Annotated in this window: 18 protein-coding genes; 10 read left to right on the forward strand and 8 right to left on the reverse strand. The window is 64.8% G+C overall.

Annotation, left to right across the window (positions count from 1 at the left end; translation table 11 throughout):
• The first annotated feature begins 167 nt into the window (after positions 1-167).
• The 4 genes from ugpC (at position 168) to QAZ22_RS24480 (ending at position 4,543) form a co-directional block, all read left to right on the forward strand.
• A complete protein-coding gene (ugpC, locus tag QAZ22_RS24465; RefSeq protein ID WP_278203297.1) occupies positions 168-1,244 on the forward strand; it encodes a sn-glycerol-3-phosphate ABC transporter ATP-binding protein UgpC in 1,077 nt (358 codons plus the stop codon).
• Between the two features lie 36 nt (positions 1,245-1,280).
• Positions 1,281-2,606: an ABC transporter substrate-binding protein gene (locus QAZ22_RS24470; protein ID WP_278203298.1), complete on the forward strand. Its 1,326-nt coding sequence runs from the start codon at positions 1,281-1,283 to the stop codon at positions 2,604-2,606.
• A 103-nt stretch (positions 2,607-2,709) separates the two neighbouring features.
• Complete coding sequence (locus QAZ22_RS24475) at positions 2,710-3,648, forward strand: sugar ABC transporter permease (RefSeq protein WP_278203299.1); 939 nt, start codon at positions 2,710-2,712, stop codon at positions 3,646-3,648.
• A gap of 1 nt (position 3,649) precedes the next feature.
• Positions 3,650-4,543 carry a carbohydrate ABC transporter permease gene (locus tag QAZ22_RS24480; RefSeq protein WP_278203300.1) on the forward strand — a complete coding sequence of 298 codons (894 nt, stop codon included), beginning with the start codon at positions 3,650-3,652 and terminating at the stop codon, positions 4,541-4,543.
• A 156-nt stretch (positions 4,544-4,699) separates the two neighbouring features.
• Here QAZ22_RS24480 and QAZ22_RS24485 read toward each other — a convergent pair whose 3' ends face one another.
• Positions 4,700-5,119, reverse strand: a complete 420-nt coding sequence (locus QAZ22_RS24485) for a VOC family protein (RefSeq protein WP_278203301.1) — start codon at positions 5,117-5,119, stop codon at positions 4,700-4,702.
• Positions 5,120-5,556: 437 nt separating this feature from the next.
• On the opposite strand from QAZ22_RS24485, the gene QAZ22_RS24490 reads away from it, so the two are divergent.
• Complete coding sequence (locus QAZ22_RS24490; RefSeq protein ID WP_278203302.1) at positions 5,557-6,768, forward strand: MFS transporter; 1,212 nt, start codon at positions 5,557-5,559, stop codon at positions 6,766-6,768.
• 188 nt (positions 6,769-6,956) lie between these two features.
• Here QAZ22_RS24490 and QAZ22_RS24495 read toward each other — a convergent pair whose 3' ends face one another.
• A complete protein-coding gene (locus QAZ22_RS24495) occupies positions 6,957-7,253 on the reverse strand; it encodes a DUF1330 domain-containing protein (RefSeq protein ID WP_278203303.1) in 297 nt (98 codons plus the stop codon).
• 130 nt (positions 7,254-7,383) lie between these two features.
• On the reverse strand, positions 7,384-7,947 hold the full coding sequence (locus tag QAZ22_RS24500) for a hypothetical protein (RefSeq protein WP_278203304.1): 564 nt from the start codon (positions 7,945-7,947) through the stop codon (positions 7,384-7,386).
• A gap of 208 nt (positions 7,948-8,155) precedes the next feature.
• Here QAZ22_RS24500 and QAZ22_RS24505 point away from each other — a divergent pair, with 208 nt between their 5' ends.
• Complete coding sequence (locus tag QAZ22_RS24505; RefSeq protein ID WP_278203305.1) at positions 8,156-9,496, forward strand: hypothetical protein; 1,341 nt, start codon at positions 8,156-8,158, stop codon at positions 9,494-9,496.
• Positions 9,497-9,560: 64 nt separating this feature from the next.
• Here QAZ22_RS24505 and QAZ22_RS24510 read toward each other — a convergent pair whose 3' ends face one another.
• Positions 9,561-11,840, reverse strand: coding sequence for a cation:proton antiporter (locus tag QAZ22_RS24510; RefSeq protein ID WP_278203306.1), 2,280 nt, complete (start codon positions 11,838-11,840; stop codon positions 9,561-9,563).
• Positions 11,841-12,032: 192 nt separating this feature from the next.
• Between QAZ22_RS24510 and QAZ22_RS24515 the strand changes: the two genes are divergently transcribed.
• Complete coding sequence (locus QAZ22_RS24515; RefSeq protein ID WP_278203307.1) at positions 12,033-12,221, forward strand: hypothetical protein; 189 nt, start codon at positions 12,033-12,035, stop codon at positions 12,219-12,221.
• A gap of 124 nt (positions 12,222-12,345) precedes the next feature.
• Positions 12,346-13,077, forward strand: a complete 732-nt coding sequence (locus tag QAZ22_RS24520; protein WP_278203308.1) for a DUF2270 domain-containing protein — start codon at positions 12,346-12,348, stop codon at positions 13,075-13,077.
• 69 nt (positions 13,078-13,146) lie between these two features.
• Here the strand turns inward: QAZ22_RS24520 and QAZ22_RS24525 are convergent, their stop codons facing one another.
• From QAZ22_RS24525 to QAZ22_RS24535, 3 genes are all read right to left on the reverse strand, one after another.
• Complete coding sequence (locus tag QAZ22_RS24525; RefSeq protein WP_278203309.1) at positions 13,147-13,371, reverse strand: hypothetical protein; 225 nt, start codon at positions 13,369-13,371, stop codon at positions 13,147-13,149.
• A 128-nt stretch (positions 13,372-13,499) separates the two neighbouring features.
• Positions 13,500-14,102 carry a sulfotransferase family protein gene (locus QAZ22_RS24530; RefSeq protein ID WP_278203310.1) on the reverse strand — a complete coding sequence of 201 codons (603 nt, stop codon included), beginning with the start codon at positions 14,100-14,102 and terminating at the stop codon, positions 13,500-13,502.
• Between the two features lie 46 nt (positions 14,103-14,148).
• Positions 14,149-15,048: a VOC family protein gene (locus QAZ22_RS24535; RefSeq protein ID WP_278203311.1), complete on the reverse strand. Its 900-nt coding sequence runs from the start codon at positions 15,046-15,048 to the stop codon at positions 14,149-14,151.
• Positions 15,049-15,233: 185 nt separating this feature from the next.
• On the opposite strand from QAZ22_RS24535, the gene QAZ22_RS24540 reads away from it, so the two are divergent.
• Positions 15,234-15,533, forward strand: a complete 300-nt coding sequence (locus tag QAZ22_RS24540) for a hypothetical protein (protein ID WP_278075662.1) — start codon at positions 15,234-15,236, stop codon at positions 15,531-15,533.
• Positions 15,534-15,697: 164 nt separating this feature from the next.
• Here QAZ22_RS24540 and QAZ22_RS24545 read toward each other — a convergent pair whose 3' ends face one another.
• Positions 15,698-16,528, reverse strand: coding sequence for an aldo/keto reductase (locus tag QAZ22_RS24545; RefSeq protein ID WP_278203312.1), 831 nt, complete (start codon positions 16,526-16,528; stop codon positions 15,698-15,700).
• Positions 16,529-16,729: 201 nt separating this feature from the next.
• Between QAZ22_RS24545 and QAZ22_RS24550 the strand changes: the two genes are divergently transcribed.
• Entirely contained in the window at positions 16,730-17,824 is a 1,095-nt protein-coding gene (locus QAZ22_RS24550) for a chemotaxis protein CheB (protein WP_278203313.1), read from the forward strand.
• Positions 17,825-17,841: the final 17 nt, after the last annotated feature.

Here is a 17,841-nt window from a genome sequence, read left to right on the forward strand (position 1 = left end):
TTACAGGCGTATTTGGTAGCGCTACCGTTTCACGGTCGCGTGACCCGGGGGGAGCTGGGGCAGACGTCGCCGACGCCAGTGGTGGATGCTTGCCGGCATCCGTTTCAGCCACACCTGATAGAAACGGCTCCCCGCGAGACCTCGCAGGGACCATCGGGAGGAATGCGATGGCGTCTGTCGCGATTGGCGATGTCTACAAATCGTTCGGGGCTACCCAGATCCTGCATGGCGTCAGCGTCGACATAGACGACGGCGAATTCGTCACGCTGGTCGGACCCTCCGGCTGCGGAAAATCGACTCTTCTCAGGATGATCGCCGGGCTGGAAAAGATCTCGCGCGGCCATATCTCGATCGGCAGCCGTATCGTCAACGACGTTGCGCCAAAGGAGCGCGACGTGGCCATGGTGTTCCAGAACTACGCGCTCTATCCGCACATGACCGTTGCCGAGAACATGGCGTTCTCGCTCATGCTCAAGGGTGTCCCGAAGGCGGAAAGCGATTCGGGCGTGAAGCGGGCGGCCGAAATCCTCGGGCTGGTGCCGCTTTTGTCGCGCTATCCGCGCCAGCTTTCGGGCGGCCAGCGGCAGCGGGTCGCCATGGGCCGGGCCATCGTGCGCAATCCGCAGGTATTCCTGTTCGACGAACCGCTCTCGAACCTCGACGCAAAGCTGAGGGTGCAGATGCGCGCCGAGATCAAGGAACTGCACCAGCGGCTGAAGACCACGACGGTCTATGTCACCCACGACCAGATCGAGGCCATGACCATGGCCGACAAGATCGTGGTCATGCATGACGGGGTCGTGGAGCAGATCGGACCGCCGCTGGAACTCTACGACCGGCCGAACAACCTCTTCGTCGCGAGCTTCATCGGCTCGCCCGCCATGAACCTGCTCAAGGGCACGTTCGCCAGCGACGGTGCGCCGTCGTTCCAGGGCGCGGGAGGCATCTCCGTGCCTCTGCCGAAACCACCTTCGATCGACAACGGCGAGGCTATAGTCCTGGGGGTGCGGCCCGAGCATCTGCGGCTGGCCGAGGACGGCATTCCGGTGACCGTGGTGGTGATCGAGCCGACCGGCTCGGAAGTGCAGATCATCGGCCGGACGGCCGGCGGCGAGGATATCGTCGCCAATTTCCGGGAACGCCATTCCTTCGCGCCGGGAGATACCATCCGGCTGTCGGTCGAGCCCGGGCCTATCCATCTGTTCCACGGCAAAACCGGCCAGCGGATCGAAGCGGCGCGATAGGCCACCCAGCAAGGAAACACACAGGAGGAGACGAGCATGAAGTTCACCAGACGCGACGTGATCCGCACGACCGCCGGCGCGGCCGCCGGGGCTTTGGGCAGCCGCCTTGTCGGCTCGACCGCCTTTGCCCAGGAGGGCCTAACCTACAAGCCCGAGGACGGTGCGAAGCTGAGGCTGCTGCGCTGGTCGCCCTTCGTGCAGGGCGACGAGGACCAGTGGCTGAAGAATACCAAGCGGTTCACCGAGGCGACGGGCGTGGAGGTCCGCGTCGACAAGGAGAGCTGGGAGGACATCCGGCCGAAGGCAGCGGTTGCCGCCAATGTCGGCTCCGGCCCCGACCTGATGCTCGTCTGGTTCGACGACCCGCACCAATATCCCGACAAGCTGCTCGACGTCACCGAACTCGGCGACTATCTCGGCAAGAAATATGGCGGCTGGCACGATGGGCCGAAGCAGTATGCAACGCGCGAGGGCAAGTTCCTCGGCCTGCCGCTTGCCACCATCGGCAACGCCATCGTCTATCGCGAAAGCTGGGTGAAGGAGGCCGGCTTCTCGGAATTCCCGAAGGACACGGCCGGCTTCCTCGAACTCTGCAAGGCGCTGAAGGCGAAGGGCCATCCGGCCGGCTTCACGCATGGCCACGGCGTCGGCGACGGCAACAACTACGCGCATTGGCTGCTGTGGAGCCATGGCGGCCAGATGGTCGACGAGAAAGGCAAGGTGACGATCAACAGCCCCGAGACTCTGAAAGCGATCCAGTATGCGCAGGAGCTCTACAAAACCTTTATCCCGGGCACGGAGAGCTGGCTCGACGTCAACAACAACCGCGCCTTCCTGGCCGGCGAGGTGAGCGTCATCGCCAACGGCATCTCTGCGTACAACACCGCCAAGGTCAACAAGGACAACGACCCAAAGTTGGCGGAGATCGCCAAGGACATCCGCACCACCAATCTGCCGATCGGTCCGGTCGGGAAATCGGTCGAGCTGTTCCAGGTGACCACCGCCGTCATCTTCAACTACACGCCCTACCCCAACGCGGCAAAAGCCTATCTGCAGTTCATGTTCGAGAACCCGCAGATGTCGGACTGGATCACCTCGTCGGCCGGCTATTGCTGCCAGACGCTGAAGGCTTTCGACAACAATCCGGTGTGGAAGGCCGACCCGAACAATGCCGCCTATGCCAAAGCCTCGGCGACGCTGCGCCCCAACGGCTATGCGGGACCGCTCGGCTATGCCTCGGCCGCGACCATGGCCGACTATGTGCTGGTCGACATGTTCGCCAAGGCGGTGACGGGCCAGGCCACGCCGCAAGAGGCGATGGAAGAGGCGGAGAAGCGCGCCAACCGCTACTATCGCGTCTGATCCTTTTCGACCTCAGCCGGGGTGGCACGTCTTTCGGAGGCATCCGGAAGAAGGGTTGCCGCCCCGGCCGCTCCATCAGACCTCGTACCAGGGAGCCCGCGCCATGGCCGTGCCATCCGTTGCCGTTCAGCAAGGTCCGTCGATGCTTTCGCGGCTCGCCGAGAACCGTAATGCCCTCAGCCTCGGCTTCATGCTGCCGGCGGCGGCGCTGCTCCTGGTCTTTCTCACCTATCCGCTGGGGCTCGGCATATGGCTCGGCTTCACCGATACGCGCATCGGCCGCCCGGGCATCTTCATCGGCGCCGAGAACTACGAATACCTCTGGAGCGACAGCGTCTTCTGGCTGTCGGTCTTCAACACGCTGCTCTATACGGTCAGCGCCTCGATCCTGAAATTCGTGCTCGGCCTCTGGCTGGCGCTCATCCTCAACGAGAAGCTGCCCTTCAAGTCGTTCTTCCGCGCGGTGGTGCTGCTGCCCTGGGTGGTGCCGACGGTGCTGTCGGCGATCGCCTTCTGGTGGATCTACGATTCGCAGTTCTCGATCCTGTCCTGGGCACTGCAGCAGATGGGCCTGATCGACCACCGCATCAACTTTCTCGGCGACCCTACCAATGCGCGCGCTTCCGTCATCGCGGCCAATGTGTGGCGCGGCATTCCATTCGTCGCCATCACGCTGCTTGCCGGTCTGCAGACGATCCCGCAATCGCTCTATGAAGCCGCCACGCTCGACGGCGCCAGCCGGTGGCAACTGTTCCGCCATGTGACGCTGCCGCTGCTGACGCCGATAATCGCCATCACCATGACCTTCTCGGTGCTGTTCACCTTCACCGATTTCCAGCTGATCTATGTACTGACCCGGGGCGGGCCGGTGAACGCCACCCATCTGATGGCGACACTGTCGTTCCAGCGCGGCATTGCCGGCGGCCAGCTCGGCGAAGGCGCGGCAATCGCCGTCGCCATGATCCCCTTCCTGCTGGCGGCGATCCTGTTCAGCTATTTCGGCCTGCAACGGCGCAGGTGGCAGCAAGGCGGCGGAGACTGACATGGCCGCGATCAAGCAAGCCGAACGCATGGAAACCGACGAAGGCGGCATGGGCTACCTGCAAAGCCTGCCGCGCCGGGTGGTCACGGTCTATCTGCCGCTCTTGGTGTTTCTGGTCGTGCTGTTGTTTCCGTTCTACTGGATGACGATCACGGCGGTTAAACCCAATGTCGAGATGACCGACTATGTGAACTACAATCCGTTCTGGGTCGTGCATCCGACACTGGAGCACATCCGCTACCTGCTTCTCGAGACGTCATATCCCGGCTGGCTGCTCAACACGGTGATCATCTCCACCGCCGCCACCTTCCTGTCGCTGGCGGCCGCGGTGCTTGCGGCCTACGCGATCGAAAGGCTGAGGTTCTCGGGCGCGCGCCAGGTCGGCCTCGCCGTCTTCCTCGCCTATCTGGTGCCGCCTTCGATCCTGTTCATCCCGCTGTCGGTCATGGTGTTCAATCTCGGGCTCTACGACACGCCGTTCGCGCTGATCCTCACCTATCCCACGTTCCTGATCCCGTTCTGCACTTGGCTCTTGATGGGCTATTTCCGTTCGATCCCGTTCGAACTGGAGGAATGCGCGCTCATCGACGGAGCAACACGCTGGCAGATCCTCACCAAGATCGTTCTGCCGCTGTCGGTGCCGGGCCTGATCTCGGCCGGCATCTTCGCCTTCACGCTCTCCTGGAACGAGTTCATCTACGCGCTGACCTTCATCCAATCGTCCGAAAAGAAGACGGTGCCGGTCGGCGTGCTCACCGAGCTTGTCCGCTCCGACGTCTATGAATGGGGAGCGCTGATGGCCGGCGCCTTGATCGGCTCGCTGCCGGTCGTCGTGCTCTATTCCTTCTTCGTCGAGCACTATGTGTCCTCGATGACGGGCGCAGTGAAGGAATAAGCGACGGCGTAGCGGCAGGCGCATGCGCCTGCCTCAGATTCCGGCGGTCGGCACCCTCGCTATGCTGATACTCGTTGGCAGTTTCCCTTCGCTGTCGCCATGGACGTATTCGACTACAGTCCGACACAGAGCGCCTCGCTGGGAGCAGACCATTCTTCAAAAACTGATCTCCACAGCCGCCGCACTCCGCTTGGCCTCGCCATGGTATACCGCCTCGATGTTGCTGCCGTCGGGGTCGAGCAGGAAGCAGGCGTAGTAGCCAGGGTGGTAATGGCGCTCGCCCGGCGCGCCATTGTCCTTGCCGCCGGCGGCGAGCCCAGCCGTGTAGAAAGCGTCGACCATGGCGCGGTCCTTGGCCTGGAAGGCGAGATGGTGGCGGCCGGTGAGCACGCCGAGCGCGGCGCGGCTGTCGGCGCTGGAGACGAAGAGTTCGTCCGCCCAGAAATAATCCTCGGCCTCGCCGCCGATCGGAATGCCAAGCACCTCGAGCAGCGCGCCGTAGAAGCGCCGGCTCGCCTTGATGTCTCGCACCACAAGATGAAGGTGGTCGATGAGCCGGCCGCGATAGAGTTGCATGGAGGTTCTCCCTGGTTGACGGGTCAATCTAGAAGGGACGGGAGCGCGGTCAATGCTGGCGCGGTGGACTGCTGACATACTGAAGGGTGGGCGGGACAGCGCCCCCCTCTGGCCTGCCGGCCATCTCCCCACTTGGGGAGATCAGCCTTCATGCGACCTTTCGCCAACCGCCAAACTCGCAGAAAAAAGCGCCAGCGCCGGAACTGCCGATCTCCCCCCTTGTGGGGGAGATGGCCGGCAGGCCAGAGGGGGGCGCGAAGGAACGCGACTTTTCAGGTGACAAGCCAAATCACCGCCCCAAAAAAATCCAGATAAAAAATGCAACCAGATTGTAGGATCGTTGTCGCCTGCGGCGTCCTTCGGACGCAAGCGGCACGAATGAGCCTGGAAAAACCGTGCCGCATCAAACAGGATGCCTTGCGGCATGGGAGAAAACCATGAACCTTTCCTATCGTTGGGTCATCGTCGCGGCGGGCGCGCTGATGACTTGTGTGGCGCTCGGCGCGATGTTCTCGCTGGCGATCTTTCTCGAACCGATGTCGCTCGACACCGGCTGGTCGCGCGCCGGCATTTCCAGCGCCATGACCTTGAACTTCCTCGTCATGGGCGTCGGCGGCTTCGCCTGGGGCTCGATCTATGACCGCCTCGGCGCCCGGCCCGTGGTGCTCGCCGGCGCGGTGCTGCTCGGCCTGGCATTGGTGGTGGCGAGCCGCGCCGGCTCGCTTATCGTCTTTCAGCTGAGTTACGGCGTGATCGTGGGCCTCGCGGCCAGCGCCTTCTTCGCGCCGATGATCGCGCTCACCACCGCCTGGTTCGACACCAACCGCAGCCTGGCGGTATCGCTGGTCTCGGCCGGCATGGGCGTCGCGCCGATGACGATCTCGCCCTTCGCGCGCTGGCTGATCTCGGCCTATGAGTGGCGCACGGCCATGTTCGACATCGGCGTCATGGCCTGGGTGCTTCTGTTGCCCGCCGTCCTGCTGGTGCGCCAGCCGCCGGCGGCGGTTGCGGCATCCGACGGCGGCACACCCTCGCCCACTGCCGACGATCCCGGCATGAGTGTCGGCCAGGCGCTGCGCTCGCCGCAATTCTTGGTGCTGGGCATGACCTTCTTCGCTTGCTGCGCGGCGCATTCAGGGCCGATCTTCCACATGGTGAGCTATGCGATGGCCTGCGGCGTGGCGCCGATGGCCGCCGTCTCGATCTACAGCGTCGAGGGCCTGGCCGGCCTCGGCGGCCGCGTGCTCTACGGCGTGCTCGGCGACCGGCTGGGCGTCAAGCCGGTGCTGATCGCCGGGCTGGCTATCCAGGCCGCGGTGATCGCCGCCTATCTCGCGGTCGGCCGGCTCGAGCAGTTCTACGTGCTCGCCGTCATCTTCGGCGCCACCTATGGCGGCGTCATGCCGCTCTACGCGGTGCTCGCACGCGAATATTTCGGGCCGCGCATCATCGGCACGGTGTTCGGCGCCGCCACCATGCTCTCCAGCCTCGGCATGTCGTTCGGACCTTTGGCCGGCGGCATGATCTACGACGCCTATGCCAGCTATTCCTGGCTGTTCATCGGCTCGGCGCTGGTCGGCCTCGGCGCGGCCGGCATCGCGATTGCCTTCCCGCCGCAGCCGAGCAGGCAGCGGCTGCAGATGGCGTGAGCTGGGCGATCTCCCCCGTTGAGAGGGAGATGTCGCCGTGGGCGACAGAGGGGGGTCGCCGCGCGTGAAGCGTCGACTTCCTCTTTGTTTCGACAGAGCGTTGCCGCTCTACGTGAAACGACCCCCTCTGCTGTGTCGGGCATCTCCCTCTCAAGGGTCTCTCAAGGGCAGATTGCACGCCCCGGCGCCTACGCTAGCGCCACCCCCTCCAGGGCGATGATGCGCGTCCTGGCGCTGCGGAAGCGGATTTCCTTCAGCCGCCCATATTCCGGTGAATCGTACCAGGCGGTCAGCGAGCTCATGTCGGGGAATTGGATGATGACTAGGCGGTGCGGCTCCCAGTCGCCCTCGAGCACCTTGGTCGCGCCGCCGCGAGCGAGATAGTGCCCGCCATAGCGGGCCTCGGTCGCGGGGACCTCGCGCCTGTACTCGTCGAACACGGCCATGTCGGTGATATCGACATCGGCAATCAGATAGGCGGCCATATCACGTCCCTCCTTCTCTTCGCCAAAGCGCGGTTGAAAGGGGGACATTTTATATTAGCAACTACTCATATCAAAGTGCAACGGAGCCTCGGGTCGGCAGACTTTTGGCGAGAAATCGGTTTGGCAGACGCTAATCGCCCTGCGCCGCCACCCGCTTCTCGACCACCCAGCGGTGCTTGCCGATCCGGCGGTTGCGGCTGAAACCCTGCGCTTCGAACATCGCCAGCGTGCCGTTGTGCAGGAAGGCGCCAGCGACCTTCCGGCCTTCGGCATCTTCCGGATAGCTTTCCACCAGGCCGCCGCCGCGACGGCCGATCTCGGTGAGCGCGCCGGCAAGGGCTGCTGCCGCCACGCCCTTGCCGCGAAACCCCTTGTCGGAGAAGAAGCAGGTGATGCGCCAGTCGGGCAGCGCCACCAGCCCTTCCTCGTAGGCGCGCCGGTGCTTTATGCGCGGCACGGCGGTCGGTCCGAACTGGCACCAGCCGACACAGGCCGGACCGTCAAACACCAGAGCGGCATGCGCCCGGCCGTCGCGCACCAGGGCCTCCTTCGCCGCGCGGTTGCCGGCGGCGCCAGCGCCCTTGGCGTGGAAGGCCATGCACCAGCAGCCGCCCCACACGCCGTTGTGACGCTCGACCAGCGCGAAGAAGTGCGGCCAGGTGGTCATGTCGAGAGGTTTTGTGCTGAAGCTCATCGTCGCCACCTCCTAGCGCCGAGAGTAACCGATCCGGCCCGACTTTGAAGCGAGCCTCGCGAGCGGAATGCGGCAATAGGGCGACGGCCTGTGAACCAGATCACATGCGCAACTCAAAATTGCGCTTAGATGCTCGAAAGGCAGCCTGGGTCTGGTGCCACCATGGCGGCCTGACGCTGCACCGCATGGCCGGTTGAGGACATCCAGCATGACAAAGACGCTTGACAGTCTTCAGACACTATCGCGGGTCCTGCTGCTGCTTGCGGCGACGCTAATCGTGACGGCCGCCTACTATAACCGTCCGTTTTCCTACACTCGGGTGCAGGAAGGGCTTACGGGGCTTGGTCGGGCGTATGATGGTCTGCTTGGCGACATAAAAGCCGACGCAACGCAGGTCTACCGCGCGCAACTCAGTCCCGCCTTCAGCGCGGCACCGGCGGGACAGGCCAAGATCATCGAGGCGATACAGTTCACCCCGGCCTTGCTGACCGCCGGGTCCGACGCGGGGAAAGCCATCGTGAATCTTGCGACCGCCGATCCGACCGTCCAGGACATGTTCACGCTCACGAATTTCAACTGGCAAGCCATCTCCTACACAGTCTCGACACTCGACGCCGGACAGTTCATGAAATTCGTCGATGAAGCGGTGAATATGGTGTCGTGGAACGGCCTCATCACAGCGAAAGACCTGGTGGTCGAGGTCGGCGAAATGAACCTGCAGACCGGGACCTGTGTCCTGCGATTGCGGTCCGAGACCTGGGAACAGCAGAAACGGTCTCCCCTGGCCGCTAGTATCGGCTGCTCGGCCGCAGCACCGCGCGACGTTACGACGTTGTGGCAAAACTTCTATTTCTCAATACAGAACCAGCTCGACCTGCTCCGCGGCGTGCCGATTTCGGCGAACATCTTCGATCTGCCGAGGACTATCGCCATCAGCAAGCTAGCGACGCTCGCCGCCACCGAGACACCGGAGGAGGAAAAAGAGGATTTGCTCGGTGTGAAGATCGGCATCGTCGGCATGCTCAACATCGGCCCCATCGTCATCATCGCAATTCTTGCGATGATGCTCGGACAGGTTCGTTGGACCTCTCGGCTTCCGGACAAGGATCCCGCCGAGAGCACCTTCTGGTACAGCCAATTCCTAGGATTGACCTCGGTCAGCTTCGTCATTGCGCTTTGGGCATTGCCCATTGTCGCAGTGGGCATGGCAATGAGCGCCACCTATGTCGAGCCACCTGGGCTCTTCGGCAAGCCCTGGTACGATCCGGACCTGTTGCAAGCACAGAAATGGTTCATCATCGCCTTGCTCGGCAGCCTCGGCCTGTCGACGTGGTTGGCCGTCGAGAACGGGGTCGCCGCAAGGAAATGGCGAGAGCGCCTGAAGGCTGCCGCACCCAAGCCTGACGACGCGGCCGCCTCAAAAGCGAGATGGCTTGGGTGGTCGTTGCCGGCGAGGACCTTACCGCGGAGAGGCCACGAGGTAACGGAGGAGGCTCTTCCTGCGAAAGCACCGCGATCCCGCAGCAGACGCTCGCAGTCAGCGACTTAGGAATGCCCGCTCCGGCCGCTGCGCGGCTCATTTCCGCCGGTTTCGTGCTGAAGCCCCGGCCGTCTCACCCCGTCCCCGACCGCAGCGCCTCCCTGCCCTCGTCGTCGCGGCGCAGGCGCTCGTCGGAGATCAGCACCACCGGGCACGGGCAGCGCTGCAGCACGCCGCTCGTCGTCTCGCCGAAGATGAGCTCTTCGCCCGGCCGCCGCGCCACGCCCATGACGATCAACGCCACCCGCCTGCCGGCCTGGCGGGCAATGGCATCGGCGGCGGCGGCCCTGCTCCTGATGGCCGTCTCGATCTCGACGCCATAGCGATCGGCAAGCGCGACGATGTCCTTCAGCACGGCCTCCCTGCGGCGATGCGAGACGGTGTCGCGCGGCTCATCGCGGCCGATCCGCGCGACATAGAGCATCTTGACCGGCGCGCCGGTGACAGCGGCGATTGCCAATGCCAGCTCGGCGCCACGGCGTGCGACCGACGTGCCGTTGACCGGCACCAGGATCCGGCCCGACTCGGGGCCGAGCCTCGGCATCCGGCGACCCGCGCTGGTGGGCTTCAGCACCAGGCAGAGCGGGCCGTCGAAGGCGCCGGCGACCTCGTTCAGCCGGTGCGAGAAACTGCCCTTCGGCGTGACCGCGCGGCCAAGGCCGATGAGCAGCATGCCGTAGCCCTTGCGTGCTTCCTTCGCGACCGCCTCGGCGGAAAGCTGCACGTCGCGCCGGCGGCGCGTGAGGGGGGCTTCACGCGCGGGCTCCTCGTCGGCCTCCCTTGCCGCCTCGCGGCCGTCCTCGGCTCCCTTCTCGACCTCGTCCAGATGCGCCGCTTCTTCGGGGTCGGCATCGCTTTCGCCGCTGGCGTGCAGCACCGTCGTCGGTTTGCCAGCGCCGATCACGCCGGCGAGGTAGGCGGCGAAGCGGCCGACCACGCCTTCGTCGACCACCACAAGCAGCCGCTCCAGATTGGCGATGAAGCCGCGCTGGTCGACCTCCTCGCGCTCCAGCCTCTTCTTCTCCGCCTCGCCGATCGACAGGCGCCCCAGCGCCCAGCGCAACGTGGGCGGCATGGCCAAGGTGGTGATGACGGCCATGGTGAGGATCATGGTGAAAAGCGTGTGCGAGATCACGCCGATCGACAGGCCGATCGAGGCGACGATGACCTCGGTCGAGCCGCGCGCGTTCATGCCGCAGCCGACCGCTATCCCCTCGGCGCGGCTCATGCCGGCGACCTCGGCGCCGATGAAGGCGCCGCCGAACTTGCCGATGCTGGCGATCGCCACAAGCGCCACCGTGAGCAGCGCGAGCTCGCGGTCGGCAAGCACGGTGAGGTCGGCCGACAAGCCCGCGACGCCGAAGAACACCGGCATGAACAGCGCGGTGATGACGCCGCGCAACTGCCCCTCGATGTGACGCGACAGGATCGGCGACTCGCCGACCAATATGCCGGCGACGAAGGCGCCGAGCACGGTATGCACGCCGATCAGGTCGGTGATCAGCGCCATGGCGCCCATGATGGCGAGGATGACGGTGACGACCGCGTATTCGCTACGGAAAGTGTCGTTGGTCCAGCGGATGGCATCGAAGACGATGCGGCGGCCGAGCGTGAAGGAAAAGGCCATGAACAGAGCGACGCCGGCCAGCGTGAAGGCCAGGCTGCCGGCCTCGATGCGGCCATGGGTGGCGATGCCGATGGTGACGGCGATGATCACCCAGCCGATCGTGTCTTCGATGATGGCCGAGGAGACGATGATCTGGCCGAGATCGCGGCGCATGAAATTCATCTCGCGCACCACCATGGCGACGATCTTGACCGAGGAGATCGACAGCGCCGTGCCGAGGAACAGGCCGGCGACGACGCGCTCGCCGCCGGCGGCGAGCAGCGTGTCCGGCATGAATTGCGCAGCGACGAAACCCAATGCGAACGGCACCGCGACGCCGGCCGCCGAAATGGAGAAGCAGGCGCGGCCGACCCGGCGCACCAGCCTCAGATCGGTCTCCATGCCGGTGAGCAGCAGGAGCATCAGGACGCCGAGCTGGGCGATGGCATTGATCATCGACTTCTGCGCGGCGTCGCCGGCAAAGACCACGCGCTCGGCCGTGGGCCACAGCCAGCCGAGCAGCGAAGGCCCGAGCATGATGCCGCCGAGCAGCTGCCCCATCACCGCCGGCTGGCCGAGTCGCTCCAGCAATTCGCCGATGCCGCGGCCGATGACGAGCAGCAGGATGACTTCGAGAACGAAGATGCCTTCGCTGGACATGCCGCTCTTCTCGGCGGCCCAGGCGACGGCCGGCATCAAAAGGAGCGCCGCCGCGGCAAGCGCGATCGTCCGGCGCCGATTGAGCATGAAGGACAATTTCTGCACCCCTCGATTATGTCCCGCCATAACGGTTTCGCGCGTGCTTCGGTTGCACAGGCGCTATCTTCCCCATCGAGGAGGAGATCGCCACAATTCTATTCAAATGCGGCTGTGGATGTTTGCGTTTGGGTAAAGCGAGTCGCGCATGGTCGAGACACGGCGGGCAATAAGGAGAAGCTAATGAAAAGCGACTTTGCCGCCGCCCACCTGCACTTGGACCGGGCCTGCCACTATTTGCGCGGCGACGATGAAACCAGCCGGACAGCGCTTGTGGCGCTGGACCTCGTGATCGAGGCGGTCGCTACCGCCCAATATGCCCGGCCCGAAGCCGAAGTGGTGCCGTTTCCGGCGGCTTCGAAGCGGGCATAGCGTCCCAGCCTACCCTGACTTATCCGCCTGAAAGGCGGGAACATTTTTGCCGGCCGCACATTGTGGTATATGGGGTGTGGCCGGCTTGCTCGGCCGGCCACGGCGGGAGGCACGTGGCAAGGGGATGTCGCAGGTTCAGACCATAAAGCCAGCCGAGGCGGCCGCCGCGCCGCGTGGCTCCGACGCGTTCGCGCTGAAGCTGACATCTTCCGAATTCGCAACCACCATGTCGCATTTCCACCGCGCCGAGATCGCGCGCATGGCCGGCTGGCGCGACCGGCTCGACCGCACCAGCAACTGGGCGATCACCGTGGTGGCGGCGATGCTTTCGGTGTCGCTGTCGACGCCATCCGCGCATCACGGCGTGCTGCTGTTCGCCATGCTTCTGATCACGCTGCTCCTGTGGATCGAGGCGCGGCGGTACCGTTTCTTCGACGTCTACCGGTCGCGGGTGCGCCAGTTCGAGCGCTATTATTTCGCGCAGATCTTCTCGCCGCAGCCGGATTTCGCCTCCAACTGGCTGGCGATCCTCGGCGAGGGCCTGCGCTCGCCACGCTTCCTCATCTCGCAGCGCTCGGCGCTGATCCGCCGGCTACGCCGCAACTACATCTTCATGTACACGATCCTGATGCTCGCCTGGGTGCTGAAGATCACCACGCCGAGCCTGTCGCGCGAAGGATCGCCGATCGGCTTCGGCGCCTCGCTCATCGACACCTTCCGGGTGGCGACGCTCGGTCCCATTCCCGGCGTCGCGGTGGTGTGCGGCGTCACGGTGTTCTATCTCGCGATGCTTGCCGCCGCCTTCCTCATACGCGCCGACGACGGCGAGCTTTCGTTCGGCGACGTGCATGTGTAAGCGACGGTGCCGCTATCCGCTCACAATCCCGGCGGCCTGACGAAACCGTCGGTCAGCCGTGCCAGCGCCTTAGCGGTGGCGCACACCGGTCAGCGGGCCAATGGCTTCGCCGCGCGCGATCGCCAGGTCGGCGGCGGCCTCCTCGTCAAGGGTGACGATGGCGTTGAGGAGCGGATTGACCCACGCGATGCGGGCAAGCCGCGCCTCCATCGCCTCGACAGCGCTGATGCGTCGTTCGCGGATCGCCGCCGCCAGTTGCGAAGCGGTAAGGAAGGTGGTGTCGGGGGGTACCATGATTGTGTTCCTTCCTGCGGGGGGCAGTAAGGGAATAGGGCAGTAAGGCAGTAGGGAAGGATCAGACTGCGTTGCCGCGTTCCCATTGCCCTACTCCCCTACTGCCCTATTCCCTTACTCCCTTCCCTTCAATTCAACGAAAGCGCCGTGCGGAACTCCTTTGTCGTGTTGCGGTTGGGATAGGGCTCGGCCGGCACCGGGACGCCGAGATGGGCGCAGAGCGGCTCCCAGCCGTCGCCGAGCTTGTGGACCAGCAGGCGCTCGGCCGGCACGATCTTCAGCACCGCCTCGACATTGGCCTCGTAAACGGCAATCGCATGCGCGCGGTCCTGCGGGCGGCCGCCGAAGACCTGCTTCGTGATCAGGGCGACGCCCAGCGACTCCTGATCCTTGCTGTCGGCAATGGCGGGCAGGATCGTCTTGGCAAAACTCTCCCACCAGCTTTCGGGCGAGCGCCAGGTGAGGATGACGCGTGCCTCAGGATAGGCTTCGATCAGCTCGCGCCAGTAATGCGCCGACGGCCAGTCGACACAGGATTTGTAACCGGCAAAGAGCCGGTCCCAGTCCGGTGCGGCGCCCTTGGCGAGCGCCCGCCAGAGCCGCTTCTGCTCCGCATGCGCCAAGACCTCATACATGTGATGGCATGGACCGAAGCCGAGCATCGTCAGCGCCTCGCGCATCGAATCGGTGCCGGTCCGGCCAAAGCCGGTCCCTATCACCCTGATCGTCATTTCCCCTCCTCCCACTTCCTCCTTGGCGAGCCCGCAGCCCGTGCGATCAGCCTCCCTGCACCACCAGCCGCAAGCGATTGCCCTCCGGATCGGCGGTCTCGACCGCGCCGCCGGCCTTTTTCGACGGCACGTTGGCGGCGTCGAGCCTTTGCGCCACCGCGGCAAGCTCCTCCGCGGACGCAAGCTCGACCGTGAAATGGTCGAGGCCGGCGGCATGCGGCGGCGGCTCGCGCAACTCGTCACGCGCCCAGATGTTGAAGGCGACCATATGCGGCCGGCGAGCGGTGCCGCAGTCGAACATGCCGAAGGTTCGGGACTGGATGTGCGGCTCGAGGCCGAGCACGCCGACATAGAATTCCATCAGCACCTCCGGCGCGCGGGCACGCAGGTGGATGTGACCGATGAAGGCGTCCGGCGCCATCCTCTGCTCGACATGGCCTGAATTGCCGAGGTCGCGCAGCAGGCCCGGAACGTCCAGCGGCTCGAGCCCGGAATGCGCGCTGCCGTCGGTGGCAATCAGCGCCACGCGGCCGTCGGCCGACACTTGCCGGCGCAGGAAGCGCTCCGGCGTATCGAAGCAGATCTCGATGCCGTTGCCCGAGGGGTCGGAGACATAGAGCGATTCCGAAATCAGGTGATCCTGGGCGCTGTATCTCAAGCCCGACGCCTTGAGGCGGGCGGCCGCGTGAGCGAGATCGCGGCGCGTCGTCACATGGATGGCGACGTGGAAGAGATCGCGCGACTTCTGCGGCAGCGGCACGCTCGCACCGGCATGGAGAACGATCAGCGTCCCGCCGCCGGCACCGAGTTCGGCGATGGCGTCGTCCTCGCCGACCAGCACGAGCCCAAGCGTGTCGCGCCAGACGGTCAAGGCCACCGGGATGTCGGTCACCTTGAGATGGACCGGCCCGAGGCGGGTGGCTTGAGACAGCAATCCTTCGTCCATTGTCGTTTTCCGATTGCGGTCGACAAACATATTAGCTGTGAATGATATGGCTGTCTCGCGCCAAGTTCGGGTTGACCCCTCCTCGGCGGGCGGCAACTATTGAGAAAGCAATTTATTTTCTCGCAATTCCGGACGAAAACCGCTGCACACTTTTTCTGGAATTGCTTTGAGCAGGAGGAACCCGCATGGACGAGACCGACCACTGGCGCAACATGGCGAGCGCGCCGCGGGACGGCAGCCGCATCCTGGTGACGGTGCGCTCGTCCGAGCAGGGACCGGCCGAGGTCGACATGGCCTACTGGTCGCGCGCCGACCAGTTCGGCGAGGAAGGCTGGCGGGCCTCCGACTCCTCGCCCGGCCGCGTGGTCGAATATGCCGAGCCGGAGCTGAGATGCTGGATGCCGCTGCCGACGGCCGGACGCGGCACGATGCCGAGCCCGTGGGAGGGTGACGACGTGCCGCTGGTGGATGGGGAAGGGATTTAGCGCCTTTCCTTCTCCCCTTGTGGGAGAAGGTGGATCGGCGCGGAGCGCCGAGACGGATGAGGGGTGTTCCAGCGGAGCGAGGCGTTGGCGTTCCCTGGAACACCCCTCATCCGTCGCCTTCGGCGACACCTTCTCCCACAAGGGGAGAAGGCGGAGCCCAATCCTCAGAACAAGAACGCCGCCGTGGCAGGGTCCGGCCCCGTCCGGCCGTCCGCGGAGTCCATGCCGCGGACGGTCTGCATGTCGTTGTCATCCAGCTCGAAATCGAAGACGTCGAAATTGGCGGCGATGCGGTCCTGGTGGATCGACTTGGGGATGACGACCAGCCCTTGCTGCAGATGCCAGCGGATGATGACCTGCGCCACCGACTTGCCGTGCTTCTTCGCGATCCCTTCAAGCGTCGGGTCGGCGAGCAGCCGGCCGCTGCCCAGCGGGCTCCAGCTTTCGATGCGGATGTCGTGCTGTTTATGGAACTCGCGCTTGTCGCGCTGCTGGAAGCGCGAGTGCAACTCGATCTGGTTGACCGCCGGCGTCACGCCGGTCTCGCCGATGATGCGCTCCAGATGGTCCTGGTTGAAGTTCGACACGCCGACCGATCTGATGCGGCCGGCTTCTCTGAGCTCGACCAGCGTCTTCCAGGCCTCGACATATTGGTTCTGGCTAGGCACCGGCCAGTGGATCAGGAAGAGGTCGATCTGATCGATGCCGAGCTTTCGCATCGTCTCGTCGAAGGAGCGGAGCGCCGCATCGCGCCGATGGCCGCCGTTGCGAAGCTTGGAGGTGATGAACAGCTCGCTTCTGGGCACGCCGGCGGCGCGGATCGCCTCGCCCACCCCTTCCTCGTTGCGGTAGCCCTCGGCGGTATCGATGAGGCGGTAGCCGGCCTCGATCCCCCAGCGCACGACTTGTGAGGTGATATCCGGATCGACCTGCCACACGCCGAGCCCGATCTGGGGAATGGTGGCGCCGTCGTTCAATGTCAGCTGTTCAGGCATGTGGATGTCCTTCTGCACGGTGGGGTTGGCCCCGCTCTATCTAGGCTGCGCTTCCATGAATGCGAGTCGATGACGTCGAAGCTGCCAATCTCCCCATCTTCCAGCGCCACACCTGCTGCTCTCAAGCCCCGCGCCCGGCCATGGAACATAGTCCCGCCTTTGCCCATTGTGGTTTGGGGGGCAAGACCACGAGCCCATTCCATGGCCGACGATCGAAACCGAATCTCACCCGCCCGCGAGACAAGCTCGCCGCAGGGAGTGGCCCGCAATCGCTTCATCATCGTCATCGGGGCGTCAGCCGGCGGGGTGGAGCCGCTGAAGCAGGTCGTGAGCGACCTGCCCGCCGATCTGCCGGCAGCCGTGTTCGTCGTGCTGCATGTCGGTCAGGTCAGCTACCTGCCGGGAATCCTCGCCCGCGTGGCAACCCTCAAAACCTCGGTGGCCAGGAACGGCGCGGGGTTCAAGGCCGGCAACATCTATGTCGCGCCGCCCGGCTTCCATCTTCTCCTGCATGGCGATCACATGATGCTGCGACGCGGACCGCGGGAGAACCTCGCCCGGCCGGCGATCGACCCTTTGTTCCGCTCGGCGGCGCTGAGCTACGGCGCGAGCGTGATCGGCGTGCTGCTTTCGGGCTCGCTTTCCGACGGCACCGCCGGCCTGAGGGCGATCAAGGCTGTCGGCGGCCTGGCGGTCGTCCAGCACCCGAAGGACACGCTGGTGCCTTCCATGGTGGAAAGCGCGCTGCACTATGTCGAGATCGACCATTGCCTGCCGGCGGCGAAGCTCGGCGGCTTGCTGGCGCAACTGGCCGCCGAGCCGGCCGGCGAAACCTTGCCGGCGCCACCGGGTGTGAGACTGGAAGCGGCCATCGCCGCGCAGGAGCATTCGACCATGGAAAATGAAGCTCGATTAGGCGAACTCTCGGTCTTTACATGCCCGGAATGCCACGGGCCGTTGTGGGAGGTCGAAGACGGTGACATGCTGCGCTATCGGTGTCATACCGGCCACGCATTTACCGCCGACGCGATGATGGAGGCGCAAGCGATCGAGGCGGACGAGATATTGTGGAGCCTGCTGCGATCGCATCAGCAGCGAGCAGCGTTTGCCCGGCGCATGGCCGAGCGGGAGAGAACGATGGATCGCTCCAAACTCGCCGCCGAATTCGGCAGGCGAGCCATGGAATACGAAGCGGATGCGGCCCTCATCGGCAGCATCCTCGAAAGCAGACGGGTTCAGGTAACAGGCAATGGCTCGGTCGACGAGGAAAGCAACCACAAGGAAGGCAAAGGCTAGTTCACGCGAAGCCGAGA

It is taken from the genome of Mesorhizobium sp. WSM4906, from assembly GCF_029674625.1.
Taxonomy (GTDB): domain Bacteria; phylum Pseudomonadota; class Alphaproteobacteria; order Rhizobiales; family Rhizobiaceae; genus Mesorhizobium.